Below are 24,894 nucleotides of genomic sequence, written 5' to 3' on the forward strand. Positions count from 1 at the left end.
ACTCCCTCGGTTGCGGACTATGAGAAGCACATCTGAGAGTACGGAGAACTTATCCTACGTCGGTGTGATATCGCACGTTCAATATGGCGGCGTATACCTCAATACGCGATGCCGAGTTCATCGTAGAGATTGCGCAGCACCGCAGGCAGCGCCTCGGGCAAATCTTCCGCGATCAAACCGGGGCCAACCTCCTGCCCCGCCTCGCCATGCATCCAGGCGCCGATGCAGGCCGCCTCGAACGCCGGCACGCGCTGCGCCAGCATGCCGCCGGCGATCCCCGCCAGCACATCGCCAGATCCCGCCGTCGCCAGCCATGGCGGCGCGTTGGCCGTGATCGCCGCGCGGCCATCGGGAGCGGCGATCACGGTGTCGGCCCCTTTCAGCAGCACCACCGCGCCGGACTGAACCGCGGCTAGCCGCGCCCGTTCAAGTTTCGAGGCATGTGGATGGCTGGATGCCAACGCGCTGAACAGCCGCGCGAATTCGCCGTCATGCGGGGTGAGGACAACCTGTGGATCGCTCCGGTTTTTGATCGCCGTAAAAAGTGCCTGCGGATCGTCCGTGAAACTCGTGAGCGCATCCGCATCGAGCACCACACTTCGCTGCGCGTGGAGCGCCGCAAGCACCATCTCCCGTGTCCGTTCGCCGACGCCGGATGCCGGTCCGATCACGCAGGCGTTGAGCCGCTTGTCCGCGAGCAGCTCCGCAAACTGCCGCGCGCTGTCCGTCTCGCGCACCATCACCGCCGTCAGCGCGGCGGCATTCACCGCCAGCGCGTCGCGCGGCGACGCCACAGTGACAAGGCCCGCGCCGGCGCGCAGAGCCGCACGCGCGGAGAGACGCGCGGCTCCGGTTGAGGTCAGATCGCCGGACACGACCACCGCATGGCCGCGGGCGTACTTGTGTCCGTCCGCCTGCGGCGACGGGAAAATGTCGGCCCACAGTTCCGGCACATTCTCGAAGGTCTTCGGCGCGATGGTGTCCAGCACATCCGCGTCGATGCCGATGTCGGCCACCTCGACCTCGCCGCAATGAATCCGTCCCGGCAGCAACAGGTGTCCCGGCTTGCGTCGGAAGAAGGTGACAGTGGCGGACGCCTCCACCGCGATGCCCATCACCTCGCCGGTGTCGCCATTGATGCCGCTCGGCAGATCGACGGCGAGGATCGGCGCGCCGCTGGCGTTCATTGCCGCGATCATTGCAAAAGGATCGCCCTTCACCGGACGATTCAGCCCCGCCCCGAACAGCGCATCAATGATCAGGTTGGGCCTCACCAGCGCTGCCGGATCGCATGGCAGGACCTCGCCGGTCCATTGCGCGGATGCCAGCGCCGCGTCGCCCGTCAGCGTGGCGCGGTCACACAGCAGGATCACGGATACCTCGCGCCCCCGCGCCGCCAGGTCCGCCCCAGCCACGAACCCCTCGCCCCCATTGGTGCCGCGTCCGGCCACGACGACGATGCGGCCGCGCCCGGCCATCGCCCCCGCGACCTCCGCCACCGCCCGTCCGGCGCTGCGCATCAGCGCAAACCCGGGGGTGCCACCCGCGATCGCGGCCTGGTCCGCTGCCGTCATCTCCGAGACCGTCAGGATTTCCATGCGCCGTTTGTCCGTTTGCTTCGCCTCATCCAGAGGCAATGTGATGGGGGAGAAAGCCGATCGTCAGTCTATTTATTGTGCAATTGCCTAATTCATGGACTTTCACTCTGATGGCATTCGCCGCACAAAGAGGCAAAGTCACCGCTAACGGAATGATATCGTTGTTCAATTCCATGTCTTAATAAATTGGCACAGACCCTGCTTTTAGGGGAGGACTTTGGATCGCCCTGCCCGCCGGCGAAAGTCCAGGCGGGCGCAACAGCCGTTTCCGGGGCACTCACCTGTCCTTGCGGCGGCTGCGACGACGAACCGACGTGACGAGCGCGTCCGCCGCGCATATGGAAGTACAACAGACAGACCAGCAAGACGTGCCGGGGAGACGCTCAGTGAAAAAGATCGAGGCCATCATCAAGCCCTTCAAGCTCGACGAGGTGAAGGAAGCCCTTCAGGAAGTCGGGATTCAAGGCATCACCGTCACCGAGGCCAAGGGCTTCGGGCGGCAGAAGGGCCACGCCGAGCTCTACCGCGGCGCGGAATACATCGTGGATTTCCTGCCGAAAGTGAAAATCGAGATTGTGATCGGCGACGATCTTGTCGAGAAAGCCATCGACGCGATCCGGCGCGCCGCCCAGACCGGCCGGATCGGCGACGGGAAGATCTTCGTTTCCAATATCGAGGAGGCCATCCGCATCCGGACCGGGGAATCCGGCCTCGACGCCATCTAGGCCCTTCCGGCATTCTTGCCCGGTATTGCGGCACGGCCGGGCTTGACCGGCAGCCATTTTATGCCACGAACTTAGCCCGCCACGACACGGGGCCTCCTTGGGCGGCCCCATCACCAGAATTAACGTCCCAAACCACGACGACCATCACGACACCAAGCCATAAGGGGTATTCATGAAGACCGCCAAAGACGTCCTCAAGTCGATCAAGGACAACGACGTCAAGTACGTCGATCTGCGTTTCACCGATCCGCGCGGCAAGTGGCAGCATGTCACCTTCGATGTCTCGATGATCGACGAAGACATCTTCGCCGAAGGCACGATGTTCGACGGCTCCTCGATCGCCGGCTGGAAGGCGATCAACGAGTCCGACATGACCCTGATGCCGGACCCCACCACCGCGTCCATCGACCCGTTCTTCGCCGAGACCACCATGGTCATCGTCTGCGACATTCTCGAGCCGTCGACCGGCGAGCCCTACAACCGCGACCCGCGCGGCATCGCCAAGAAGGCGGAAGCCCAGGTCAAGGCGATGGGCGTGGGTGATACCGTGTTCGTCGGCCCGGAAGCCGAATTCTTCGTGTTCGACGACGTGCGCTACTCGGCAACGCCTTACAACACCGGCTTCAGGCTGGACTCGTCCGAACTGCCGACCAACTCGGACACCGAGTATGAAGGCGGAAACCTCGGCCACCGCATCCGCACCAAGGGCGGCTACTTCCCGGTTCCGCCGCAGGACTCGGTGCAGGACATGCGCTCGGAAATGCTCGGCTCGATGGCCAAGATGGGCGTCAAGGTCGAGAAGCATCACCACGAAGTGGCGTCGGCCCAGCACGAACTCGGCATGAAGTTCGACACGCTGACCCACATGGCCGACCAGATGCAGGTCTACAAGTACTGCATCCATCAGGTCGCCCACATCTACGGCAAGACCGCCACCTTCATGCCGAAGCCCGTCTATGGCGACAACGGCTCGGGCATGCACGTCCACCAGTCGATCTGGAAGGACGGCAAGCCGACCTTCGCCGGCAACAAGTATGCCGACCTCTCCGAGACCTGCCTCCACTATATCGGCGGCATTATCAAGCACGCCAAGGCCATCAACGCCTTCACCAACCCGTCGACCAACTCCTACAAGCGTCTGGTCCCGGGCTATGAAGCGCCGGTGCTGCTCGCCTACTCGGCGCGCAACCGCTCGGCCTCCTGCCGCATCCCCTACACGACCTCGCCGAAGGCGAAGCGCGTTGAGGTGCGTTTCCCGGATCCGATGGCGAACCCGTATCTCGCCTTCGCGGCGATGCTGATGGCCGGCCTCGACGGCATCAAGAACAAGATCGACCCGGGTCCGGCGATGGACAAGGATCTGTATGATCTGCCGAAGGAAGAACTGAAGACCATTCCGACGGTGTGCGGCAGCTTGCGCGAAGCCCTCGAAAGCCTCGACAAGGACCGCGCATTCCTCAAGGCCGGCGGCGTGTTCGACGACGACTTCATCGACAGCTTCATCGAGTTGAAGATGACCGAAGTCGAGCGCTTCGAGATGACCCCGCATCCGGTCGAGTTCGACATGTACTATTCGCAGTAAGCTGATTTCAGCTCATGCAAATGAAAGCCGCTCCGAAAGGGGCGGCTTTTTTTGTTTGAGATTTTGCTGTGGTCAGAAAACCAGTGAGCGATGAAGCGTTGCGCCGGCCCATGCCCCATCAGCAACCGCGAGCGATACCGAATGTGGCACCCGCGCCGTGTCACCACAGGCAAAAGCACCGGCAACACTTGTTTCCTTCATGTCATCGGTTTGCACCTGCGTGCCAAACGGTGTTTCGGCGAGCGCGCAGCCAAGCCCCGCTGCGATCGGCGTCGAAGGTGCATTGCGCGATGCTGTAAACAAGCCCGCGAATGCAAGTCGCCGCCCATCGGCAAGAATGACATCAGCATGGCCATCAAGCCGGCGGATGGGCGCTTCCTCGATCGTGACTTTGCGCGCAACCAGATCGGCACGCACAGCACCATCGAGCGTAACAAGTCCGTTAGTCAGGAATGTCGTAACACCCCATTCCGGTATTAGTTGCGCCTGATGCACGGACATCGGCCCGGTCGCGATCACGCCGATGTGGCCCTGATCAAGCTCATAGCCGTGACAATAAGGGCAATGAAAGACGCTTTTACCCCAGCGTTCCGCCAGTCCTTCAATCTCGGGAAGCGAGTCGCTCACGCCAGTTGCAAACAGAACTCTTCGGCCTTCGTGTCGGGAGCCCTTTGCTGTCATGACAGCGAAAGCATCTTTTTGCCCTATGACCTGCTCGGCTTCGTCTTCGATCCACGTTAACGTCGGATAGGCCTGAAGCTGCGCGCGTGCGGTGCGGGCAATCTCGGCCGGATCCACGCCATCCTGACCGAGAAAGCCATGAGCATGCCGCGCAAACCGGTTACGGCGAAGTCCAGCGTCAACGACCAGAACACTTCTCCGGGCACGAAGAAGCTGAAGGGAAGCAGCCATCCCGGCGTAGCTACCGCCGACGACGATGACATCGTGTTGCATTGTTATCCTTTCTGAGGCCGCCGCGCCGCGTGACGTCGGCTGAAGTCCGCCGCAAGGCTTGCCAGTGTGACATGAGCAAAACGTTCGAGTAACAACGCTTCGGCATCGGTGAAGGCCTGATCCAGCGCCGCGTTGACGACCTGCTCCACGAGGCAATCCGGCGTCTCATTGCGGTTACCGATCGCGAACACAGCAGGCTCGCCCAGCACCTGATGCAGATCGCGCAGAGTCACCGCATGCAAATCGGTACTGATGCGCCAGCCGCCTGCATGACCGCGCGCCGACGCCACTATTCCCGCTTCGCGCAACAGCCCCATCGTGCGCCTCACCACGACGGGGTTGGTGCACATGCATTCGGCGAGTTTTTCCGATGTCATCGGCTCTTCGCCCTCGGCCATGTGCAGAAGCACATGTAAAACGGAGGAAAGGCGGCTATCTCTTCTCATGTAACTTCTATTATTACATATATAGCGGAAGTTCAAGCCGCGATTGCAGGTCTTGAGACAGACACTGTTTTGTCAGCTCTTTTTTCTCGCCTTACCGGCATTGGTGCGCGACGCCACCGCCTTCTTCTTCGCCGCCTTCTCCCGATTGAACTCAATCGCCGCCTGCACCAGTTTCTTCAGCGCGGGCGCGTTGACCTTGTCACCCTCAAGAAAATCAATCGCGCGCCAGACCTTGCCGTTAAAGCCCGCGTTGAAAAGCCCGTCGGGATCGGCGAGCGACGCGCCGTGCGCGAAGGTCAGCTTCACCTTGTCCTTGTGTGCGTTGCCGACCGCGATGATGCCGCCGCATTCCCACACCGGGCTTCCCATCCATTTCCATTCCTCAACAATGTTCTTGTCGGCGCTGAGGACGGCCTTGCGCACGGCGGCGAGCGTCTTGCCGCGCCAGTCGGTGGTCTTCGCGATCAGCCGGTCGATCTTTTCGGATGGAGTCATGGGATCATCATTCCGTTGATTGAGCCGCCACGCGTCTCAAACCTGTCTGCCTGCACGCCGCATACTCGCAACATACGGCAACGCGAACATGTACAAACCGCTGAACAGCAGCAAGAACAGCGGCGGCAGCGGCGAATAGACGATCCATGCGGGCGGCTCGCCCAGCGCCATCGCCGCGAAGTTGGCAGCGACTGTCAGGGTGAAGATGATCGACAGCCAGCGATGGACCTGACGGATGGTGTTGCTCATTGAAATCTCCGTTGTTGATCGAGCGTGCAACGTGCCTCACGCGGCCCGCGCCAGCACCTGCTCCAGATTTCCGAAAAACTGCTCCCAGCCATGCCGCGCGCCGCCGAAGGCCTGCTTCTGATCGGGCCGGAAGCCGGACTGCTCCATGCGCAGATGGGTCCCCGCGCCTGTCGGCGTCAGCGTGAACGTCACGGTGCTTTGCAGATTGAATGCCGGATCGTCATGCGCGAAATTCCAGGTGTAGGAGAGCGATTTGTTGGCTTCGAGCGTGAGCACCTCGCAATCCAGCACGCCGCCCCACTCGCCGCGCAGGTTGAAGCGGTGGCCCACCGCCGGCACGAAATCGTTCTTCATCAGCCACTCCTCGATCAGATGCGGCTGCGTCAGCGCGCGCCAGAGCTTTTCCGGCGGATGAGAAAATTCACGCTCGACAACGACGGAGCGGAGTTCGGTTGCGCTGTCGTTCATTGGTCCATCCTTTTGAGCAAGTTTTCGAGATCGTCGAACCGCTTCTCCCAGAAGCCGGCCATGCGGCCGGTCCAGTCGAGCAGCGGCGCCAGCGCGCGCGGCTGCGCGCTGTAGTGGGTCTGCCGCCCCTCGTGGCGATCGCGCACAAGTCCGGCCTGTTTCAGAACGCCGAGATGTTTGGAGACCGCCGGTTGCGAGATTCCGGCCTGCGCGGTCAGCGCGCCGACGGTTTGCTCCCCGCTGCGGCACAGCCGCTCGAAGATCGCCCGGCGCGTCGGATCGGCCAGTGTCTTGAAAAGAACGTCCTGCGCGTTTGACATGAGATCAATAACCCATTGGCTATGGATTTATACATAGCCAGCGGGTTATGAGTTGGTCAAGCGGGAAATCGCGCCGCTAGTCGCGCCGGAAGGCCTGCACCGGGACGAAACCCGCATCTGGCGGCGGCACGGCGACAATCCCCGCCGCCGTCAGGGCCGTGGCCGCCTTCGCCGGATCGCCCGCCCAAGGCAACCGCGACCGAATATCCCGCGTCACCGGCTCCCCCCCCCCCCCGCCGTAGTCGAGCGGCCAGAGCCCGGACGGCACGATCTCCAGCGACACCCGGCGCAATGCGAATCCGTCCCCAAGGGCAGCCGCGAGTTTCGAGGGCTCGGCCACGCGCGCCGAGGCCGGGTTCGCCGGATCGGAGAATGTCACCAGCGTCGGGATCAGTTCGCCCGTCACCGCGATGCTGCCGGTTTGCTTTTTCACCTCGCGAAAATCCAGCCGCCTCCCTGCCGCGGCGAACGCGCGCAACGGCAGGTAGTTCAGGCCGTCGGTCTCGGCCGGGTTCTTTCCGTGCAGGAGCAGCGCGACCAGATTCCGCCCGTTGCCGAGATCGACGAACAGCGCGTCGCCCTTGATCCGTGGCCCGGCGGGTCCGCTGCCCGAGCCGCCATAGGCGCGGTTGGGATGCACCGAGATCACACCGGACGCCGAGCGGAGACCGGCGGGCGTCTCCACCTCAAGGGTAAGCCGGTATTTGTGGTCAGGCCGGTAAAGATAAATCCGCTCGCCGATCACCAGCGCGGCGAACAGCACCGCAAGGCCGATCCATCTCTTCCAGTTCATCCCGCGTGACCTTCGATTCTGTATCAAGCTGCTTGAATTAGGCGCGGTCCGCGCCGCTGTCACGCCATCTTCTCTTGATCCGGCACAGCCTTTCAGGAAAGACTGATACGGCAATAACGAAAGGACCGCCCGTGTCAGCCCCCCTCGAGACCCGCGTTCAGACCCGCAGCGACCTCGCCTGGTCAATCGCGGTGGGCGGCATCGGCATCATCGCTTTCGCGGCCTTCCTGCTGTTCGCCTGGTATTATGCAGCCACGCTGTTTCTGGTGTTCGCGGGCATCCTGCTCGGGGTGGCCCTCACCGCCATGACCAATCTGTTGAAGAAAGTGATGGGCGGGCCGCACGCGCTGCGCCTCGCACTGGTTTGTGTGGTGCTGGCTGGAATGCTGTCGGGCGTGGTGTTTCTCGGCGGCGCGACCATCGCGCGGCAGGCCGCGGTTTTGAGCAATACCCTCAAGTCGCAGCTTGTCACCGTCAAAACCTTTCTCGAACAGCACGGCGTCGATACCAGCTATCTCGAGCTTGGCGCGGTGACAGCGACACCGGCAAGCACCACCGACACGCCGACGGCCGCACCGCCGGCGACGCTCCCCAAGAATCTCCCAAGCGCGGGCGCCCTCGCCTCCGGCGGCGGCGCCATCGTCAGCCAGACGCTGAAGCTGCTTTTGGGAACAGTCAGCGCCGTCGGCAACTTCTTCATCGTGCTGTTCCTCGGCCTGTCCTTCGCGGCCCAGCCGGGCGTGTACCGCAAGGGCCTGCTGGCGCTGTCACCGAAGAAGCATCGCCATAGCGTGACGGTGGTGGTTGATCGCATCAGCGACACGCTGGAGCGCTGGCTGATCGCCCAGATGATCACAATGGCGGCGGTGTTTATGGTGACATGGATCGGCCTGTCGATCATCGGCATCGACAGTTCGTTCATCCTTGGCATTCAGGCCGGTCTGCTGGCCTTCATCCCCACCGTCGGCGCGCTGGTCGGCGGCCTGATTATCGTGCTGGCGAGCCTTGCTTCGGGGTGGGTCGCCGCTTTCAGCGCGTTCCTGCTGTTCCTCGGCGTGCATGCGCTGGAAAGCTACATCCTGACACCGATCATCCAGCGTCAGGCACTCGACATCCCGCCGGCGACGCTGTTCGCATTCCAGATTCTGCTCGGCGTGGTGTTCGGGCTGTGGGGACTGGCGTTGGCGCTGCCGCTGATGGCCATTGTGAAGGTCATCATCACCTATCTGCGTGAAGAGGACGAGCCGCGCGAGCCGGAATTCGTGATCGCGGCGAAAACCTGAAAATAAAAAAAGGCGCCTCTTCGGCGCCTTTTCCAGTCGCGGATGGTGCTGTCAGAAACTCACCACCGTGTTGGTGTGCTCGACCTCCGGGGGCGACGCGAAATGCGGGCCGACCAGCGCGCGCCACTCGGTGAAATCGGCGGACTCGCGGAAATCGACCGTGTGGTTTTCCAGCGTTTCCCACTTGATGTGCAGCCGGTATCGCGACGGCTTTTCGATCGAGCGGTGCAGCTCAAAGCTCTTCCAGCCCTTGCAGCGCTTGAAAATGGTCTGCGCCATGGCGACAGCCGCCTCAAAATCCTTTTCGCTGCCCGGCTTGACTTCAATCTGTGCGATTTCGGTAATCATTGTTCTCCGCCCTTCTGATCTTGTCAGGCGGCTCTAGCGCAAAACCGGACGGCAGAAAAGACAAAGGGCACCAAAGGGTGCCCTTCCCAAGCCGTGAAACGAACATTGATGCTAGAAAAACGTGACCAGGATGCCGAGCAGCACCAGCGTGCAGCCGCCAAGCGCCACCGGCTGCCAGTCGAACGCCGAGCCATAGCGGCCTTCGGCGCGCCGCGCCGCGATCAGGGCATTCTCGTATTCGTCGGACGTCGAGAACATGCAGGCAAAGCCGGCGCGGGCGGACGCCACGCTCGCTTCAAGCGCGGAAATATCTGACTGGGAACGGTGACTTTGTGCAGTGGCCATGCCGTATCGTAGGACGCACATGGTAAACAGAGTGTTAGCAGATTAGGCCAGCGCCTCGGCGGGGCGCACGGTCGCCTTCTCCACGGGCGCGGCGGCCGTTCTGATCATCTTGCGCCGCGCATCTTCCAGCGACAGCGGCTGTTCGGTGGCCGCTTCCACGCGATTGCGGCCGCCGCGCTTGGCCTGATACAGCGCGGTATCGGCGGAGGCCATCAGCACTTCGAGTTCGGTATTCGCCGGACCGCCCGCGACACCGATGCTGACCGTGGTTTCCAGCGGAACGTCATCGATGGCGACTCCGGACGACTCGAAGGCTTCACGGACCCGCTCCGCCGCGACCAGCGCTTCATCCATCGCGCATGGCAGGAGCGCTGCGAATTCCTCGCCGCCGACCCGGCCCACAAGGTCCGTGATGCGGAGCGAGGCGACCACGACATTTGAGAAGACCTGAAGCACCTCGTCGCCGGTGGCGTGGCCGAAGCGGTCGTTGACCGACTTGAAGTGGTCGATATCGAAAATCATCACGGTCACCGGACGCCCGGCTTTCGCCTCGCGCTCGATCATGCGGGATGTCGCTTCGCTGAATCCGCGCCGGTTCAGCAGGCCGGTGAGCGGATCGACCGAGGCTGCGGTCTTGTGCGCGGTCACCGTGCGCTCGGAGACCAGCATGAAAATAATGAACACCGTGCCGACCGCGTAGATCACCAGTTCGGCGGCGAAGGCGGCGACCCAGACCTGGCTCATGCCGGCGTTGCCGGGCCGGAACATGTCGCCCATGACGATCGGCAGCATGAGAACAGCGCCGTGCATCACAGGAACGGCAATCGCCGGCCAGCGCGCGCGCAAACTCTTGCGCCGCTCGCGCCACAGCTCGGCCGCGGTCAGCGACGCGTAGATCGCGACAATGCCCGCGCCGAGCATCATCCGGATTTCGGGATCCATCGGATCGAGCAGGACCACCGCGGCGACCCACAGCGCCGGTCCGGCGAGGACGCCGATCCAGTTGGCCGGGCGGCCATGAAATGCCCGCGCCGCGTCCCACATCAGCCCGCAGGCGATAAAGCCAACGGCATTGACCGCCAGCGACAGTTCAAAGCCGAGTTCAGTTCCGCCGATCGTCCACAACGCGACGGAGGCCGCACCGAGAACATAGGCTGCACCCCACCAGCCGAGCGCCGCGATCTTTTCCTGACGCCAGAAGAACAGCAGCAACACGCCCAGCATCGCTGCCGCCAGTGTCGCCACGAGGTAAAGCGTCGAAATGTCGAGAGACAAATGTGTGCCAGCCGGCATGTTCTATGCAGCGCTTAAAAATTCGACGGAGCCGGAATAGCTCCCTCAGCCATTGACGAATCTAGCAACGGTCTCTTCGCACTCCGTTTGCAGCGGTCACACAATTTTCAGGAAAAATCGCTGCAATTCGGCGGTATCGGGAACAGCAAAAAGGGCGCCCGAAGGCGCCCTTTTGTCCCGCGATTTGCGGAAAACTTGAATCGAAACGATGACCGCTTCGAGAACTGGCGAAGCGCGTCTTAGCGCTTCGAGAACTGGAAGGACCGGCGGGCCTTGGCCTTGCCGTACTTCTTGCGTTCGACAACGCGCGAGTCGCGGGTCAGGAAGCCGCCCTTCTTGAGGACGCTGCGCAGATCCGGCTCGAAGTTGGTCAGAGCCTTGGAGATGCCGTGACGCACGGCACCGGCCTGACCCGACAGGCCGCCGCCAGCGACGGTGCAGATCACGTCGTACTGGCCCTGACGTGCGGCAGCGACGATCGGCTGCTGGATCATCATGCGCAGCACCGGACGGGCGAAGTAAACCTCGACCTCACGGGTGTTGACCACGATCTTGCCGGAGCCTGGCTTGATCCAGACGCGTGCAACCGCGTCCTTGCGCTTGCCGGTGGCATAGGCGCGGCCCTGCTTGTCGACCTTCTTTTCGTACTTCGGAGCGTCGGGCGCGGACGTCTTCAGCGCCGAGAGCTGATCAAGGGACTGCATGGTATCGGACATTATGCGGCCCTCGTGTTCTTGCGGTTCAACGATGCGATATCGACGGTCTCGGGCTGCTGGGCCTCGTGCGGATGGTCAGCGCCTGCATAAACACGCAGGTTGCCCATCTGCACACGGCCGAGCGGGCCGCGCGGAATCATGCGTTCAATGGCCTTCTCGACCACGCGCTCCGGGAAACGGCCTTCGAGGATCGACTTCGCCGAGCGTTCCTTGATGCCACCGATGAAACCGGTGTGGTTGTAGTACATCTTGTTGTCACGCTTGCGCCCGGTGAGGACGACGTGAGCCGCGTTGATGATGATGACGTTGTCACCGCAATCGACGTGGGGGGTGTAGGTCGGGAGGTGCTTGCCGCGCAGGCGCATGGCAACCAAGGTGGCGAGACGGCCGACGACCAGACCCTTGGCGTCGATCAGCACCCACTTCTTGTTGACCTCGGCTGGCTTTGCCGAAAACGACTTCATGATGAGTTGTCCGTGAAATTGCTTGTTCGGCCGGATCGCCAAACTGGCGCGTTTCTAGATAACCCGCCGCGCAGCGTCAATGCCGTGCGGTGAAAAATACATCATAGAAAACAATGGCTTGTAAATATGGTGCAATAATACCTGTCAAATCGTCAAGTATTCGGAATGGAGTATGTGGAAGTCACATGCGCAATCGGATCGGGCGAAGTCCCTGATAACAGGCTGACTTCCCCCACCGCGAGGCGCTTGCCGAGCTTCATCAGCTTGGCCGCGGCCAGCACGTCCTGGCCCGGCTGCCCCTTGCGCAGGAAATTGATGTTGAGGCTGGTGGTCACCGCCAGCCCGACCGGCCCGATGGCAGACAGCAGGACGACGTACATCGCGAAATCCGCCAGCGCCATCAGCGTCGGCCCCGACACCGTGCCGCCCGGGCGCAACATCCGCTCGCTGTAGGGCTGACGCAGCAGGCAGGTCTCGCCATCTGCGCTCTCGATCAGAATTTCGCCGCTGGCAAAGGCTTGCGGAAACTCCTTGTGGAGAAACGCCTCGAGTTCTGCCACGGTCATCTTCGGCTTGTTCATGGAACGTATGTCCTGCACTGCACTCGTATGTGACGGTTTTGTATCTTAGGGTGAGCCCGATAGCGAGCCTGACGGAACCGAAAAGCGAATCCGGATTGAGTGAGACCATGACGCCACAAGCCTCCCGCGCCGTATCGCAAGCACCCTCGCCGCTCCTGCGCGAAACCGTCGGCAGCATTGCCGTGCTGACGCTCGATTCACCGGCGACGCGGAACGCGCTCTCCGAAGCCATGATCGCGGCGCTTCAGGACGCGCTGGATTCCATCCGCGACGACAAAAACATCCGCGCGGTGGTGATCGCGGCCAACGGCCCGGCCTACTCGTCCGGGCACAATCTCAAGGAACTCACCGCACGCCGCTCCGATGCGGACAAGGGCCGCGCCTACTTCGCGCAGATGATGAAATCCTGCAGCGACATGATGCAGACAATTGTCCGCCTGCCCAAGCCCGTGGTCGCAGCCGTGCAAGGTGTCGCCACCGCCGCGGGATGCCAGATGGTGGCGACATGCGATCTCGCGGTCGCCTCCGATCAGGCGACATTCGGCACGCCGGGCATCGACATCGGCCTGTTTTGCTCGACGCCGATGGTGGCGCTGACGCGCAATGTTCCGCGCAAGCACGCGATGCACATGCTGCTGACCGGCGAGCACATCTCCGCGCAGCGCGCGCTTGAACTCGGCCTCGTCAACAGCGTGGTGCCGGCCGGCACCGAGCGTGAGGCGGCCATCGCGCTTGCCGAACGGATCGCGGTGAAATCGGCCTACACGCTGAAGGTGGGCAAGGAAGCCTTCTACCGGCAGGCCGAAATGAGTCTCGCGGACGCCTACACCTACGCCGCGCAGGTGATGACCGAGAACATGATGGCGCGTGACGCGCAGGAAGGCATCGGCGCCTTCATCGAAAAACGCGATCCCAAGTGGGAAGACCGCTGAACCGCGCTGCTCGTCATTGCGAGCGCAGCGAAGCAATCCATCCGCTAAAGAATGGATTCCTTCGTCGCTCCGCTCCTCGCAATGACGAAAATAGATGGAAGTTAAAGTGAACCACGACGTTTACGACGACAATTATATCCGCGCGATCCTCACCAACGTGAAGTCCATCGCCATGGTCGGCGCATCGCCGGTCAACGTGCGGCCGAGCTATTTCGCATTCAAGTATCTGGTCGAGCGCGGCTACGACATGATCCCGATCAATCCGGGCCAGGTCGGAAAGAGCCTGATCGGAAAGCCGTTTGTCGGATCGCTGAAGGACATCGGCCGCCCCGTGGACATGATCGACATCTTCCGCAACTCGGATGCCGCTTCGGCTGTCGTCGATGAAGCGCTCGCGCTGCCTGCTTTGCCGAAGGTGATCTGGATGCAACTCGGCGTCGTCAACGAAGCAGCCGCCGCGAAGGCGGAAGCCGCCGGCGTGAAGGTTGTGATGAACCGCTGCCCGAAGATCGAATATGCGCGACTGACGTCCGAGATTCAGTGGGTCGGCGTCAACTCGCGCACCATCAGCGCCAAACGCGCACCGATCCCGACCAGCAACATGCGCCTGTCGCTGAATCGCAGCAGCGTGAGCGGCGGTGCGACCATGGCAGCCGACCGCGCCGCAAAGGACAAGAACGACCTGCCGTAAAACGCGCACATTGCAGAACAGCGTTCCGGTCCCGGCATGTATTGTGTCAGCTTTATTGCCAGTTATCACCGGTCGCGGCTGACGGCTTGACGCGGGCCGCGTCCGCCCGCAGCATATTCTTCTCCATGCCCGTTCGCGGCACCCAGAAGGACACCTCATGACCGAAAGATTGCCGGGTTTCTCCACGCTCTCCATTCACGCCGGCGCGCAGCCGGACCCGACCACGGGCGCGCGCGCAACGCCGATCTATCAGACCACATCATTCGTCTTCAACGACGCCGACCACGCCGCCTCGCTGTTCGGCCTGCAGGCGTTCGGCAACATCTATACCCGCATCGGCAATCCGACCAACGCCGTGCTTGAAGAGCGCGTCGCGGCACTGGAAGGCGGTACCGCCGCCCTCGCCGTCGCCTCGGGACACGCCGCGCAACTGGTGACGTTCCACGCGCTGTTGCAGCCCGGCGATGAATTCATCGCGGCGCGGCGGCTCTATGGCGGCTCGATCAACCAGTTCAACCACTCGTTCAAGAACTTCGGCTGGAACGTCGTGTGGGCCGACACTGACGATGTCTCGACCTTCGAGAAGGCACTGTCGCCGAAGACCAAGGCGATCTTCATCGAGTCGATCGCCAATCCCGGCGGCACCGTGACCGACATCGAGGCCATCGCGGCCATTGCCCGCAAGGCCGGTGTGCCGCTGATCGTCGATAACACGCTCGCCTCGCCCTATCTCATCAAGCCGATCGACCACGGCGCGGACATCGTGCTGCATTCGGCGACGAAATTCCTCGGCGGCCATGGCAATTCCATCGGCGGCATCATCGTCGATGCCGGGACGTTCGACTGGTCGCGCGATGGCCGCTATCCGGTTCTGAGCGAACCGCGCCCGGAATATCACGGCATCAAGCTGCAGGAGACGTTCGGAAACTTCGCCTTCGCGATTGCCGCACGGGTGATCGGCCTGCGCGATCTCGGCCCGGCCCTCTCGCCGTTCAACGCCTTTCTGATCCTGACCGGCATCGAGACACTCAGCCTGCGCGTTCAGCGGCACTGCGATAACGCCAAGGCCGTCGCGGAGTGGCTGTCGGCGCATCCCGCGGTGGCGTGGGTGAGTTACGCGGGCCTGCCAGGCGACCGCTATCACAACCTCGCGCGCAAATACTCGCCGAAGGGCGCCGGCGCGGTGTTCACATTCGGCCTCAAGGGCGGGTACGACGCGGGCATCAGCCTCGTTTCCAACGTCAAGCTGTTCTCGCATCTGGCCAATGTCGGCGACACCCGCTCGCTGATCATCCATCCGGCCTCCACCACGCACAGCCAGCTCAGTGATGCGCAGAAGGCGCTGGCCGGAGCCGGTGTCGATGTGGTGCGTCTGTCGGTCGGCCTCGAAGACAAGGAAGACCTGATTGCCGATCTCGATCAGGCGCTGAAGGCCTGACCAGTATCATTGACCTCAAAAGCAAAAGCGCGGCGCCGGGCATGGCGTCGCGTTTTTCAATGTGAGGAGAGCAAAACGATCTAAAAAATCAGGTCTTCGCCGCTTCCACGGCCTTGGCCTTGTCCTGACGCACCAGCCGGGCATTGCGCTGGACGATCGAAAACGTCGCCAGCGCGAAAAGAATGACAAGGAGCTGCAGCGACACCGCTTCCAGCGTGGCGTTGAGCCCCAGCGACTGCAGCCAGCCGAAGTTCTTCAACTCCGTCACAGGAATGATGGCCTGCTCCTGGAATTCCTGAATGGCTTCGCCGATGAACTTGATACCCATCGCGAACAGGAATGCCGATGTGACGACGAACAACGGGCGAAGCGGAATCCTCTTTGCGATCATGTTGATGAAGTAGAACAGCACGGCCAGAGCAACCGTCGCGGCGGCAAGTCCGCCGAACAGGCCGGCACTCCAGCCGCCCTCGGTGGCCGCGAGCGCGTAGACAAACAGCACCGTCTCGGCGCCTTCACGGAACACCGCAAAGAACGCGAGCGCACCGACAGCCCAAGCTGTATCCTGCTCAAGCGCGCTGTTGGCTTTCGAGGCCAGATAGTCTTGCCAGCCGCGCGGGTCCTGTTTTGTCATCAGCCAGCCGCTGACGTAGAGCATCAAGGCCGCGGCAAAGAGAATGACGACACCCTCGAGAACATCGTTGTGATCGCCCGAGTTGAACACCGCAAAGAGCCAGGCCGCCACAAGGCTGGCGCCGATGGCTGCGAGCGCTCCGCCATACAGCGCCGTCACGCGATGTCCGCCTCCAACCTTGCGGAGGTAGGCCGCGAGCGCGGCGATCACGAGCATGGCCTCAAGGCCCTCGCGCAGCAAGATGACGGCGGCCTGAATGAATGCGTTTGACATGGAAGACCTTGGATCCTGTGAGTGGCCCGTTCTATCGCGCCGCACTTCGAAGTTAAAGTGCGGGCGGCGGCACCAGATCGTGAACGGCGCGCGGGATGAAAGAAGTGACCGAGAATCGGCCATTTCTCGCATGATCTGCTTTTTAGAATAGTTCGATTTCAGCCGCCCTCGCCGGTGACAAGGCGCAGCTTGGCGGGCGTCCTGTTGGGCAGCGCCCCACCGAGCCGCTCGGCGTGAAACAGCGCGAGCGTGAGAACGAAAATCGCGATGGCCTGGTGCGCGAGGCCAAGATCAATCGGCACCTGATTGAGCAGCGTCAGAACTCCGACGGCGGCCTGGAAAATCATCGCCGTCATGATCCATAACGCACGGGACACGATCGCCGGGCTTGCCTTCGAGCGGATCGCGTCGATCGCATGCAGGATCGCCAGCACGACAAGCGTGTAGGCAATCATCCGGTGCGTAAACTGAACCGTCAGCGTGTTGTCGAAGAAATTGCGCCACCATGGCTGCTCGAAGAACAGCCGCGCGGCGGTGGGAATGAACGCGCCGTCGATCTGCGGCCAGGTGTTGAACACGCGGCCCGCGCGCAATCCTGCGACCAGCGCGCCGAAATAGAACTGCAGGAAGATCAGCGCCAGCAGAACCCGGCCCGTGATCCTGACGCGCGCCGGCGCAGCCAGCGGCACAGCCCCCTGAAGCCGGCGCAGGGTCCAGACGATGGCCGAGAAGATAAACACCGCGAGCATGAAATGCACCGCGAGCCGATACTGCGACACCGAAACGCGCTCGGTAAGGCCCGATGACACCATCCACCAGCCCACGGCGCCCTGCAGGCCCCCGAGCGCGAAAATCACCCACAGCTTGCGCTTGAGCGGACCTGGCAAGACTCCGCGCCACAGAAACCAGAGAAACGGCAGCAGGAATACGGCACCGATCAGGCGGCCCAGCAGGCGATGGCCCCACTCCCACCAGAAGATGGTCTTGAACTCCGACAGGCTCATGCCGCGATTCATCTCGCGGTACTGGGGAATGGTCTTGTACGCCTCAAACTGCCGCGTCCATTCCGCATCGGTCAGCGGCGGGATGGTGCCGGTCACCGGCTTCCATTCCACGATCGACAGGCCGGATTCGGTCAGCCGCGTTGCGCCGCCGACCATCAGCGTGCAGACAATCAGCGCGGCCACCACGATGAGCCAGGCGCGGACGCTCCGCATGCCCGTGGCCTTGTTTTGTGTATCCATCGCGAGGGTTGTCATGATCCGAAAATGCAGCCTTGAATGAATGCGCGCGGTCCTTATAGTCGCCGCACTTTCCCGCGCAAGGCGCGTATTTACGGCCACCAGCACAATCCTGTTATGAAAATCCGCACCCGAAAACTGATCGGAACCTTCGGCCTCCTCGTGCTGGTGATTGTCTGGTCGCTGGCCGGCATGGTGATCGCGCAGACGCCGTGGCTCGCCAGTTCCAAGCTGTATCAGGCCATCTTCTATGTGGTGGCCGGTCTCGGCTGGGTGTTGCCTGCCATGCCGCTGATCGCCTGGATGTCGCGGCCCGACCCTCAGCCGTAGTTTTTGGCCAGTTCGGCCTTGGGCGCTTTTGGCGTCCGCACAGTGAGTCCCGAAACAACCACACGCAGCGAACGCAGCGAACGCCGACGGCCGTCCCATGAAATCCGGGGCAGCGCCATCGGATCTGAGCGGCCGTCGGCGCGGATCACCCCCGGCACGGCGGACACCGCGCTGGCAAACCCGGCCTCCTGCACCAGCATCATTTCGCGTGGACCGAAGGAGTCCCGTGCTCCGAACGGATAGGCGAAATGACGGCATGGAGCGTTGAGCGCGGTCTCGATCACCGTCCGGCCCATGGTCATTTCCCGGAGCGCGGTGGTGCCCTTGGTGCGCGCGAGGTTTGGATAGTTGACGGTCGCGCTTCCAATGGTGGCCTGCGGATCGCGCGCCAGCTTGGCGAGATCCTGCCACGACATGGCGGCATCGCGCGATGCACTCTCGATGTCCACGCCGTAGCGGCCGCAGAGATCGCCGATGGCAGCGGCAACATCGTCCGGCGAGAGCGTCATCATCCAGGCGTGCAGCATCTCGTAAAGCTGATATTTCTCGGCGAGGCTCGGGGCGAAGAAATGCTGCTCGGTCCGGTTCATCACCAGCCCGATGCGCGCGTTGCGTGCGATCACCTGCTCCAGCGCAAGCCACCACGCCTTGCCGATACCATCGACAAAGCCGGTAGGAACATACAGCGCAAACGGCACGCGGTGACGCGACAGGACCGGATAGGCGAATGTCATGAAATCGCGATGGCCGCCATCGAAGGTCAGGCACACAAAACGTCGCGCGAGCGCAGACTGCCGGGAGCGCTCCACGGCATCGTCAATGGACAAGACGTCGAAACCCCAGCGCTTCAGCGCCGAAACCGCACGGTCGAGGAATTCAGGAGTGACTTCGCTTTCCTGCAGCGGCTGGAACGGATCGCTGCCCCTCGGCCTGACATGCTGGAACCGGAGAATGACGCCCGCCCCGCCGGTCCGGCGTTCAAGGAGATGTGGCAGGCCGCTGAAATAAGCCAATTCCAGCCCGAGATCCGCCAGCAGCCCTTTCGCAAACAACACCCTGATCGTTCCTTATCGCCGGCCCATGCCGGCCAAGTGTGACTGCCAAGTCTCTATTGTCATTACTCTTTGTTGACATTTCTTTGAATAAGGTCGGCCAAAGCCGCAAATCCCGAAACGCCCAAGAACCAGTGCGCAAGAACTCAGGTCGTCCGATGGCCATGGCTGCAGAACTTCACGGCTCATCCTCCCCGGCCCGTCCGTCGAGCCGCATCGCGCGGATCGACGTCCTGCGCGACATGGCTGCGGCCGAGCCGATCTGGCGCGCATGTGAAACGACAGAATTTCTGTTCACACCCTATCAGCGTTTTGAACTCCTCCACGCCTGGCAGACGACAATCGGCAGGCATGAAGGCGCCGCGCCGTTTATCGTTGTTGCTTACGATGCCGACAACCGGCCACTTGCGCTTCTGCCGCTTGCCACCGGGCGGGAGAACGGCGCAAACACCGCGCGGTTCATGGGCGGCAAACATCCGACTTTCAATATGGGGCTGTGGCGCCGCGATTTCGCGGACACATTCACTGCGGCGGATGCCGATGCCCTGATCGCGGGAATCCGCATGCAGCCCGACCGTATCGACGTGCTCGCGTTCTCGCAGCAGCCGAAACAATGGCTTGGCATCGCAAATCCGCTGATGTTGCTCGGCGCGCAGCCCTCGACAAATCCCTGCCCGATGATGACCATGGTCCCCGGCTGCAAGCCCGAGGAGCGTGTCAGCACCTCGACACGGCGCCGGCTTCGCAACAAGGAACGCAAGCTGCAGGCCCTTCCGGGCTATCGCTACTTCGTCGCCACCACCGACGAGGACATCAACCGTCTGCTCGACAGCTTCTTCATCATCAAGCCACAGCGCATGGCGCTGTCGAAACTGCCGGATGTGTTTTCCGATCCGGCGACCAAGGTTTTCGTCCGCGACGCATGCCTGGCGAAGCTGCCGAACGGCCAGCGCGCCATCGAAATTCACGCGCTGGAATGCGACGACGAACTGATCTCGATCTTCTCGTGCGTGGCGGATGGCGAGCGGTTCTCGACCATGTTCAACACCTACACGATCTCGGAAAATGCGCGGTACAGTCCGGGCCTGATACTGCTGCGCTACATGATCGACCATTTCGGCGATCTCGGCTACCGCTCGCTCGACTTCGGGGTGGGTTCCGACGACTACAAGATGACATTCTGCAAGGACGACGAGCCGCTGCTCGACGCCTTTATTCCCCTTACCGCGCGCGGCAAGTTCGCAGCTCTTGGCATGTCGTCATTGACTCACGCCAAGCGGCTGGTGAAACACAATCCGGCGCTGATGCATATGGCTCAGCTTCTGCGCAACGCCATTTCCCGCTGACCGCTTCAGGCTGCCGCGACCCGCTCTCCGGGCGCGCCGAGGTCCATGGCCCTCAAGGGAGTGTCGAGGATCGTCACGCCCACGAAGCCCGATGCCAGCAACTGCGCCTTCATCACATCGCGCGCCGTCGCCGTAATCGCCGGGTCGGGGATAATCACGGCATGCGCGTCGGTCGCGATGACATTGGCCGGCAGGTCCGAGGCGGTGCCGGCATCCAGCACCACGTAATCGTAGGCCCGCGAGAGCGCATCGACGGCCAGATTGATCCGGGGCAATTGCAGAAGCTGGCGCTGCGACGGCTCACGCCCCGCGCCCACGATGTGAACGCCCGACAGGCGGTCCTTGGTGATGATTTCGCCGAATGAGGCCGCCCCTTGCATCAGATCGGTCAGCCCCGGCGACGACGGGTCGCTCGAGACGGCGGCCAGTGTCGGCGATAACATCGCAAGATCGACCAGCACGACTTTCGCGCCCCGCGACAGCAGCCGCGCGAGCGTCAGGGCCACGAGCGTGACGCCCTCCTCCTGATGCGCACCGATCACCGTCACCTTCTTCGTGCCTCCGTGACCCAGCACCGCAGCGAGACGTTCGATTTCGAGAATTCCCGCGGGCAGTTGCGGATGCGTATCGCGCAGCGGCGCCATCGGCGCGCGCGGCGACACCAGCGAGCGCGGCACGGTCATCCGCAGCAATTCGCCCGTGGCGATATAACCGCCCGTCAGCATCAGCGTCGCCAGCGTGGCGATCAGCACGGTCGGGAGCTTCTTCGGGAACGCAGGCGTGTTCGAGACGATGCCCCGGGAAATGATCCGTCCGTCCGCCGGAACCGCGTCGATATTCTCGCGGGTGGTCGCCTCGCGATACTTGGCCAGATACGACTCCAGCAGATCGCGCTGCGCCTTGGCTTCACGCTCTAGCGCCCGCAATTGCACGTCCTGACCGTTGGTGGAGGACGCCTGGCGCTTCAACTGGTCGAGGCTGCCGTTGAGTCCATCGGCCCGCGCGCTGGCGATCCGCGCGTCATTTTCCAGCGAGCGGGAAATCTTGCTCGCTTCCTCACGGATTTGGCGGTCGATGTCAGCGATCTGCGCCTTCAATTCCTTAATGCGCGGATGCCCGCCGAGCAGCGTGGAGGACTGTTCCGCCAGTTGCGCGCGCAGCGTTACGCGCTGCTCCGACAGGCGGCGCACCAGCTCGGAGTTGAGCACCTCGGACGCCTCGATGGGCTTGCCGCTCTGAAGCATTTCGCGGATCAGGCGCGCCTTGGACTCCGCGTCCGATTTCAGGGCCCGCGCATTGTTGAGTTGGGTGTTCATCTCGCCGAGCTGCTGGTTGGACAGCGTCGCGTTGTTGGTGCCGACGAACAGGTTCGACTTCGAGCGAAACTCCTCAACCCGCGCTTCGGCGTCCGCGACCTTCTTGCGAAGACCCTCGATCTCGACAAGCAGCCATTGCGAGGCAGACTTGGCCTGATTCTGCCGTGCCGCCTGTTGCAGCACGAGGTATCCGTCGGCAATCGAGTTGGTGACGCGCGCCGCGAGCTCCGGATCGCGCGACTGGAATTCGACCACCATGACGCGCGACTTGTCGACGGCATATGCCGTCAGCCGCTCGTAATAGGCTTCCAGCACCCGCTCCTCGGGGGTCATCTTGAACGGATCGCGGCCGATGCCGAACAACGCCAGCAGCGTCTTGAGCGGCGAGATGCCGCGCAGCACCGGATCAAACTCCGGCAGCTCCGCCAGCTTGTTCGCCTTGATGACTTCGCGGGCAAGATCGCGCGACAGCAGCAACTGCACCTGGCTGGTGACAGCCTCGGCATCGAGACTGCCACGCTCTTCCGAGCGCTCACCGTTCGGCCGCAGGAAATAGTTTTCGCGCCCGTCAATCAGAATGCGCGCCTCGGACTTGTAGCGCGGCGTGATCATGTTCACGGCGACCATCGACAGCACGAAGGCCAGCGCGGTCGGCACGATCACCCACATCCGCTTGCGGACAAGCGTGTCCCAGATGGCGCGAAGGTCGAGATCGCCGAGTTCGGGAGCAACCCCATGCGCGGCAGGAGTGATGGCCGGCGCCGGAACGACGGGCGCAGAAACGATGGGCGCAGCCGCCGGGGTCGGCGCGGCCGCGGCTTTCGTCTTGGCTTTGGCGCGGAAAGAAATCTTGTCCATCCAGTCGCGCCAGAACGACAAACGCATCGAAACTCTCCACCCGAACGCCACTACACTCGCTGCCCTGAGCGCCCCGATTACAGTCTATTAAGGTTGCTGCCCGGTTAATCGCGACACTATCGCCGCTCATTTCCCTTGCGGCGCAGCAGCTTCGTTACCGCTTTGTTAACCATAAAAGCCCTTAATCAGACTCGGTATTTAACCGGATTCCCCTTCATGCCGCGCAGCCGCATGCGCCTCGCCGGTCTTCTCCTCGCGCTCGTTGTATCGGGCTGCATGAAGACGGCCGCGCCAGTCGCCGTCATCGACAACGGCAGCCTCGATGCGATCGCCTATGGTACGGTTCAGCCCGTGCGCGCCATGAGCGTCGAGACGGCGCCGGTCCCCACCGCCTCCAGCTACGCTGCTCATGACGAGCCTTACCGGCTCGATGCGGGAGACCGGTTGCGCATTGTCGTTTACGGTCAGGAAGGCCTCACCAACACCTATGCCGTCGATGCGGGCGGCGCGATCACAATGCCGCTGATCGGCGCAGTGCGGGCGCGCGGCCTGACACCGAATGGTCTCGCGGCGGCGATCACGGCGCGGCTCAAGAACGGCTACATTCGCGAGCCCTATGTCGCGGCGGAGGTCGAGACCTACCGGCCCTTCTTCATCCTCGGCGAAGTCGCCGCGCCCGGCCAGTATCCCTACGTGCCCAACATGACTGTCGAGAGCGCGGTCGCGATCGCCGGCGGCTTCACACCGAGGGCGCTGCGCAGCAGCATCAAATTAACCCGGATGGGCGAAGGTGGAACCGCTCAGGCTGTCGTGCCGCCTGGCACCCTCCTGAAACCCGGGGACACGGTCGTTGTCGCCGAACGCTGGTTCTGACAATGCCCGAGACGCCCGACTCTCCCTTGCGCATCCTGCACGCTGTCCGCGCGCCGGTCGGCGGCATTTTCCGGCATATCCTCGATCTCGCCGCGGGCCAGGCCGAGCGTGGACATGCGGTCGGCATTCTTGCTGACAGCCTGACAGGCGGAGAGCGCGCCGAAGCTGCGCTGAAGGAGATCGCCCCCAAACTCAAACTCGGTGTGTATCGCCTCGCCATTCGCCGCGAGCCGCATCCGGTGGACAGCATCACGTCGCTGCATTTTCTTCGCCTCGTCCGCTCGCTGAAACTCGATGTGCTGCACGGGCATGGCGCCAAGGCTGGCGCCTTCGTGCGCATGAAACGCAAGTCGAAGAAGGCGATCCGGGTCTACACGCCTCACGGCGGCTCTCTGCACTACCCGCCGGGCACGCTGAAGGGCAACGTCTACGCGCGCATGGAGCGCGCGCTGATGAACCGCACCGAACTGTTCCTGTTCGAGAGCGGATTCGCCCGCGACACCTATCAGCGCGTGATCGGCAAGCCCGCCGGACTGGTCCGCTGCGTCTTCAACGGCGTGACCGCAACCGAATTCGATCCCGTCCCGCTCGCGGAGGACGCCACCGACATCGTCTATGTCGGCGAATTCCGAGAGATCAAGGGCGCCGACCTGCTGATCCAGGCCGTCGCCCGGCTGCGCGCCGACGGCAAGCCCGTGACATTGACGCTCGCGGGCGATGGCGAGGAAACCGAGAACCTGAAAGCGCTCATCGCCAAATTGAATGTTGGCGATGCGGTCCGCTTTATCGGCCATGTCAAAGCCCGCTACGGCTTTTCCAAGGGCAAGGTACTGGTCGTCCCCTCCCGCGGCGACTCGATGCCCTATGTCGTGATCGAGGCCGCAGCCGCCGGTATCCCGATGGTCGCCGCCAATGTCGGCGGTATTCCGGAAATCTTCGGTCCCTATACCGACGGTCTTTTCGTCGCCAACAGCATTGGCGCGATGGCGGATGCCATCGAGACCGCACTCGGCGACATGGACAAGACGCGCGAGCGCGCCCGCGATCTGCGCGAACGTGTCTTCGTCCATTTCTCCCAGAAGGCGATGGTCGACGGCGTGCTCGCCGGATATCGCGACGCGTTTAACGCGCGTTAACCCTGCTGGATCGAGATAACCAATTCTTCCGATTTGTTGGCTACGCAAGAGGCTGGGAACCCTTGGGTTTCTCCGGCCTGTCGCTACATGACGGCCCAACAACGGAAAATCAGC

The 24,894-nt window shown here is 62.7% G+C and carries 28 protein-coding genes; 10 read left to right on the top strand and 18 right to left on the bottom strand.

Translation table 11 applies throughout. The features are described from left to right. Positions 1-98: 98 nt before the first annotated feature. Complete coding sequence (locus HMPREF9696_RS05665) at positions 99-1,598, bottom strand: NAD(P)H-hydrate dehydratase (RefSeq protein WP_002712005.1); 1,500 nt, start codon at positions 1,596-1,598, stop codon at positions 99-101. A 386-nt stretch (positions 1,599-1,984) separates the two neighbouring features. Here HMPREF9696_RS05665 and HMPREF9696_RS05670 point away from each other — a divergent pair, with 386 nt between their 5' ends. After that, entirely contained in the window at positions 1,985-2,323 is a 339-nt protein-coding gene (locus tag HMPREF9696_RS05670) for a P-II family nitrogen regulator (protein WP_002712006.1), read from the top strand. 172 nt (positions 2,324-2,495) lie between these two features. Beyond that, positions 2,496-3,905, top strand: coding sequence for a type I glutamate--ammonia ligase (glnA, locus tag HMPREF9696_RS05675; RefSeq protein WP_002712007.1), 1,410 nt, complete (start codon positions 2,496-2,498; stop codon positions 3,903-3,905). Positions 3,906-3,977: 72 nt separating this feature from the next. Here glnA and HMPREF9696_RS05680 read toward each other — a convergent pair whose 3' ends face one another. The 7 genes from HMPREF9696_RS05680 to HMPREF9696_RS05710 form a co-directional block, all read right to left on the bottom strand. Further along, positions 3,978-4,859 (bottom strand): NAD(P)/FAD-dependent oxidoreductase, encoded by an 882-nt coding sequence (locus HMPREF9696_RS05680; RefSeq protein WP_002712008.1) that lies wholly within the window; start codon positions 4,857-4,859, stop codon positions 3,978-3,980. A 2-nt stretch (positions 4,860-4,861) separates the two neighbouring features. Further along, entirely contained in the window at positions 4,862-5,305 is a 444-nt protein-coding gene (locus HMPREF9696_RS05685) for an RrF2 family transcriptional regulator (RefSeq protein WP_002712009.1), read from the bottom strand. Between the two features lie 72 nt (positions 5,306-5,377). Then, positions 5,378-5,800 (bottom strand): DUF1801 domain-containing protein, encoded by a 423-nt coding sequence (locus HMPREF9696_RS05690; protein WP_002712010.1) that lies wholly within the window; start codon positions 5,798-5,800, stop codon positions 5,378-5,380. 36 nt (positions 5,801-5,836) lie between these two features. Further along, the gene (locus HMPREF9696_RS05695; RefSeq protein WP_002712011.1) at positions 5,837-6,049 is read right to left on the bottom strand and encodes a hypothetical protein; all 213 of its coding nucleotides are present in this window, start codon (positions 6,047-6,049) and stop codon (positions 5,837-5,839) included. 36 nt (positions 6,050-6,085) lie between these two features. Next, a complete protein-coding gene (locus tag HMPREF9696_RS05700) occupies positions 6,086-6,517 on the bottom strand; it encodes an SRPBCC family protein (RefSeq protein ID WP_002712012.1) in 432 nt (143 codons plus the stop codon). Beyond that, the gene (locus tag HMPREF9696_RS05705) at positions 6,514-6,837 is read right to left on the bottom strand and encodes an ArsR/SmtB family transcription factor (RefSeq protein ID WP_002712013.1); all 324 of its coding nucleotides are present in this window, start codon (positions 6,835-6,837) and stop codon (positions 6,514-6,516) included. The genes HMPREF9696_RS05700 and HMPREF9696_RS05705 overlap by 4 nt, the downstream gene beginning before the upstream one ends. 76 nt (positions 6,838-6,913) lie before the next feature. Then, positions 6,914-7,630 (bottom strand): hypothetical protein, encoded by a 717-nt coding sequence (locus HMPREF9696_RS05710; protein ID WP_002712014.1) that lies wholly within the window; start codon positions 7,628-7,630, stop codon positions 6,914-6,916. A gap of 131 nt (positions 7,631-7,761) precedes the next feature. On the opposite strand from HMPREF9696_RS05710, the gene HMPREF9696_RS05715 reads away from it, so the two are divergent. Further along, positions 7,762-8,913 (top strand): AI-2E family transporter, encoded by a 1,152-nt coding sequence (locus HMPREF9696_RS05715; protein WP_002712015.1) that lies wholly within the window; start codon positions 7,762-7,764, stop codon positions 8,911-8,913. A 51-nt stretch (positions 8,914-8,964) separates the two neighbouring features. Here HMPREF9696_RS05715 and HMPREF9696_RS05720 read toward each other — a convergent pair whose 3' ends face one another. From HMPREF9696_RS05720 to HMPREF9696_RS05745, 6 genes are all read right to left on the bottom strand, one after another. Further along, positions 8,965-9,261, bottom strand: a complete 297-nt coding sequence (locus tag HMPREF9696_RS05720) for an antibiotic biosynthesis monooxygenase family protein (protein ID WP_002712016.1) — start codon at positions 9,259-9,261, stop codon at positions 8,965-8,967. 111 nt (positions 9,262-9,372) lie between these two features. After that, entirely contained in the window at positions 9,373-9,606 is a 234-nt protein-coding gene (locus tag HMPREF9696_RS05725) for a hypothetical protein (protein ID WP_009736555.1), read from the bottom strand. 42 nt (positions 9,607-9,648) lie between these two features. Next, positions 9,649-10,899, bottom strand: a complete 1,251-nt coding sequence (locus HMPREF9696_RS05730) for a GGDEF domain-containing protein (protein WP_002712018.1) — start codon at positions 10,897-10,899, stop codon at positions 9,649-9,651. 239 nt (positions 10,900-11,138) lie between these two features. Beyond that, positions 11,139-11,615 carry a 30S ribosomal protein S9 gene (gene rpsI / locus HMPREF9696_RS05735; RefSeq protein ID WP_002712019.1) on the bottom strand — a complete coding sequence of 159 codons (477 nt, stop codon included), beginning with the start codon at positions 11,613-11,615 and terminating at the stop codon, positions 11,139-11,141. After that, a complete protein-coding gene (gene rplM, locus HMPREF9696_RS05740) occupies positions 11,615-12,079 on the bottom strand; it encodes a 50S ribosomal protein L13 (protein WP_002712020.1) in 465 nt (154 codons plus the stop codon). Before rplM ends, rpsI begins: the two co-directional genes overlap by 1 nt. A gap of 152 nt (positions 12,080-12,231) precedes the next feature. Beyond that, complete coding sequence (locus HMPREF9696_RS05745; protein WP_002712021.1) at positions 12,232-12,660, bottom strand: PaaI family thioesterase; 429 nt, start codon at positions 12,658-12,660, stop codon at positions 12,232-12,234. Positions 12,661-12,767: 107 nt separating this feature from the next. Between HMPREF9696_RS05745 and HMPREF9696_RS05750 the strand changes: the two genes are divergently transcribed. From HMPREF9696_RS05750 to HMPREF9696_RS05760, 3 genes are all read left to right on the top strand, one after another. Then, positions 12,768-13,592 carry an enoyl-CoA hydratase gene (locus HMPREF9696_RS05750; protein WP_002712022.1) on the top strand — a complete coding sequence of 275 codons (825 nt, stop codon included), beginning with the start codon at positions 12,768-12,770 and terminating at the stop codon, positions 13,590-13,592. A 106-nt stretch (positions 13,593-13,698) separates the two neighbouring features. After that, entirely contained in the window at positions 13,699-14,283 is a 585-nt protein-coding gene (locus HMPREF9696_RS05755) for a CoA-binding protein (RefSeq protein WP_040301844.1), read from the top strand. Between the two features lie 157 nt (positions 14,284-14,440). Further along, positions 14,441-15,721: an O-acetylhomoserine aminocarboxypropyltransferase gene (locus HMPREF9696_RS05760; RefSeq protein ID WP_002712024.1), complete on the top strand. Its 1,281-nt coding sequence runs from the start codon at positions 14,441-14,443 to the stop codon at positions 15,719-15,721. A gap of 88 nt (positions 15,722-15,809) precedes the next feature. On the opposite strand, the gene HMPREF9696_RS05765 is transcribed toward HMPREF9696_RS05760, so the two are convergent. Continuing rightward, on the bottom strand, positions 15,810-16,628 hold the full coding sequence (locus HMPREF9696_RS05765) for an FTR1 family iron permease (protein WP_002712025.1): 819 nt from the start codon (positions 16,626-16,628) through the stop codon (positions 15,810-15,812). A gap of 158 nt (positions 16,629-16,786) precedes the next feature. Then, positions 16,787-17,872, bottom strand: a complete 1,086-nt coding sequence (locus HMPREF9696_RS05770; protein WP_085946834.1) for a COX15/CtaA family protein — start codon at positions 17,870-17,872, stop codon at positions 16,787-16,789. 114 nt (positions 17,873-17,986) lie between these two features. On the opposite strand from HMPREF9696_RS05770, the gene HMPREF9696_RS05775 reads away from it, so the two are divergent. Beyond that, on the top strand, positions 17,987-18,199 hold the full coding sequence (locus tag HMPREF9696_RS05775) for a DUF2842 domain-containing protein (RefSeq protein ID WP_040301199.1): 213 nt from the start codon (positions 17,987-17,989) through the stop codon (positions 18,197-18,199). Here the strand turns inward: HMPREF9696_RS05775 and HMPREF9696_RS05780 are convergent. Next, positions 18,190-19,254, bottom strand: coding sequence for a polysaccharide deacetylase family protein (locus HMPREF9696_RS05780; protein WP_002712028.1), 1,065 nt, complete (start codon positions 19,252-19,254; stop codon positions 18,190-18,192). The two genes, HMPREF9696_RS05775 and HMPREF9696_RS05780, sit on opposite strands and share 10 nt — an antisense overlap. A 155-nt stretch (positions 19,255-19,409) precedes the next feature. On the opposite strand from HMPREF9696_RS05780, the gene HMPREF9696_RS05785 reads away from it, so the two are divergent. After that, positions 19,410-20,597: a GNAT family N-acetyltransferase gene (locus tag HMPREF9696_RS05785; RefSeq protein ID WP_002712029.1), complete on the top strand. Its 1,188-nt coding sequence runs from the start codon at positions 19,410-19,412 to the stop codon at positions 20,595-20,597. A gap of 5 nt (positions 20,598-20,602) precedes the next feature. On the opposite strand, the gene HMPREF9696_RS05790 is transcribed toward HMPREF9696_RS05785, so the two are convergent. Continuing rightward, on the bottom strand, positions 20,603-22,798 hold the full coding sequence (locus HMPREF9696_RS05790) for a GumC family protein (RefSeq protein ID WP_002712030.1): 2,196 nt from the start codon (positions 22,796-22,798) through the stop codon (positions 20,603-20,605). Between the two features lie 189 nt (positions 22,799-22,987). Between HMPREF9696_RS05790 and HMPREF9696_RS05795 the strand changes: the two genes are divergently transcribed. Together HMPREF9696_RS05795 and HMPREF9696_RS05800 are read left to right on the top strand one after the other, a co-directional pair. Continuing rightward, positions 22,988-23,644: a polysaccharide biosynthesis/export family protein gene (locus tag HMPREF9696_RS05795; RefSeq protein WP_002712031.1), complete on the top strand. Its 657-nt coding sequence runs from the start codon at positions 22,988-22,990 to the stop codon at positions 23,642-23,644. Between the two features lie 2 nt (positions 23,645-23,646). Then, a complete protein-coding gene (locus HMPREF9696_RS05800) occupies positions 23,647-24,780 on the top strand; it encodes a glycosyltransferase family 4 protein (RefSeq protein ID WP_002712032.1) in 1,134 nt (377 codons plus the stop codon). Positions 24,781-24,894 lie beyond the last annotated feature (114 nt).

Origin of the sequence: Afipia clevelandensis ATCC 49720 (assembly GCF_000336555.1) — a bacterium.
Classification (GTDB): domain Bacteria; phylum Pseudomonadota; class Alphaproteobacteria; order Rhizobiales; family Xanthobacteraceae; genus Afipia; species Afipia clevelandensis.

Coding starts and splice junctions, on each gene's coding strand:
- HMPREF9696_RS05665 (WP_002712005.1), bottom strand. CDS start 1,598: ATGGAAATCCTGACGGTCTCGGAGATGACGGCAGCGGACCAGGCCGCG.
- glnA (WP_002712007.1), top strand. CDS start 2,496: ATGAAGACCGCCAAAGACGTCCTCAAGTCGATCAAGGACAACGACGTC.
- HMPREF9696_RS05680 (WP_002712008.1), bottom strand. CDS start 4,859: ATGCAACACGATGTCATCGTCGTCGGCGGTAGCTACGCCGGGATGGCT.
- HMPREF9696_RS05685 (WP_002712009.1), bottom strand. CDS start 5,305: ATGAGAAGAGATAGCCGCCTTTCCTCCGTTTTACATGTGCTTCTGCAC.
- HMPREF9696_RS05690 (WP_002712010.1), bottom strand. CDS start 5,800: ATGACTCCATCCGAAAAGATCGACCGGCTGATCGCGAAGACCACCGAC.
- HMPREF9696_RS05695 (WP_002712011.1), bottom strand. CDS start 6,049: ATGAGCAACACCATCCGTCAGGTCCATCGCTGGCTGTCGATCATCTTC.
- HMPREF9696_RS05700 (WP_002712012.1), bottom strand. CDS start 6,517: ATGAACGACAGCGCAACCGAACTCCGCTCCGTCGTTGTCGAGCGTGAA.
- HMPREF9696_RS05705 (WP_002712013.1), bottom strand. CDS start 6,837: ATGTCAAACGCGCAGGACGTTCTTTTCAAGACACTGGCCGATCCGACG.
- HMPREF9696_RS05710 (WP_002712014.1), bottom strand. CDS start 7,630: ATGAACTGGAAGAGATGGATCGGCCTTGCGGTGCTGTTCGCCGCGCTG.
- HMPREF9696_RS05720 (WP_002712016.1), bottom strand. CDS start 9,261: ATGATTACCGAAATCGCACAGATTGAAGTCAAGCCGGGCAGCGAAAAG.
- HMPREF9696_RS05725 (WP_009736555.1), bottom strand. CDS start 9,606: ATGGCCACTGCACAAAGTCACCGTTCCCAGTCAGATATTTCCGCGCTT.
- HMPREF9696_RS05730 (WP_002712018.1), bottom strand. CDS start 10,899: ATGCCGGCTGGCACACATTTGTCTCTCGACATTTCGACGCTTTACCTC.
- rpsI (WP_002712019.1), bottom strand. CDS start 11,615: ATGTCCGATACCATGCAGTCCCTTGATCAGCTCTCGGCGCTGAAGACG.
- rplM (WP_002712020.1), bottom strand. CDS start 12,079: ATGAAGTCGTTTTCGGCAAAGCCAGCCGAGGTCAACAAGAAGTGGGTG.
- HMPREF9696_RS05745 (WP_002712021.1), bottom strand. CDS start 12,660: ATGAACAAGCCGAAGATGACCGTGGCAGAACTCGAGGCGTTTCTCCAC.
- HMPREF9696_RS05750 (WP_002712022.1), top strand. CDS start 12,768: ATGACGCCACAAGCCTCCCGCGCCGTATCGCAAGCACCCTCGCCGCTC.
- HMPREF9696_RS05760 (WP_002712024.1), top strand. CDS start 14,441: ATGACCGAAAGATTGCCGGGTTTCTCCACGCTCTCCATTCACGCCGGC.
- HMPREF9696_RS05765 (WP_002712025.1), bottom strand. CDS start 16,628: ATGTCAAACGCATTCATTCAGGCCGCCGTCATCTTGCTGCGCGAGGGC.
- HMPREF9696_RS05770 (WP_085946834.1), bottom strand. CDS start 17,872: ATGGATACACAAAACAAGGCCACGGGCATGCGGAGCGTCCGCGCCTGG.
- HMPREF9696_RS05775 (WP_040301199.1), top strand. CDS start 17,987: ATGAAAATCCGCACCCGAAAACTGATCGGAACCTTCGGCCTCCTCGTG.
- HMPREF9696_RS05785 (WP_002712029.1), top strand. CDS start 19,410: ATGGCCATGGCTGCAGAACTTCACGGCTCATCCTCCCCGGCCCGTCCG.
- HMPREF9696_RS05790 (WP_002712030.1), bottom strand. CDS start 22,798: ATGCGTTTGTCGTTCTGGCGCGACTGGATGGACAAGATTTCTTTCCGC.
- HMPREF9696_RS05795 (WP_002712031.1), top strand. CDS start 22,988: ATGCCGCGCAGCCGCATGCGCCTCGCCGGTCTTCTCCTCGCGCTCGTT.
- HMPREF9696_RS05800 (WP_002712032.1), top strand. CDS start 23,647: ATGCCCGAGACGCCCGACTCTCCCTTGCGCATCCTGCACGCTGTCCGC.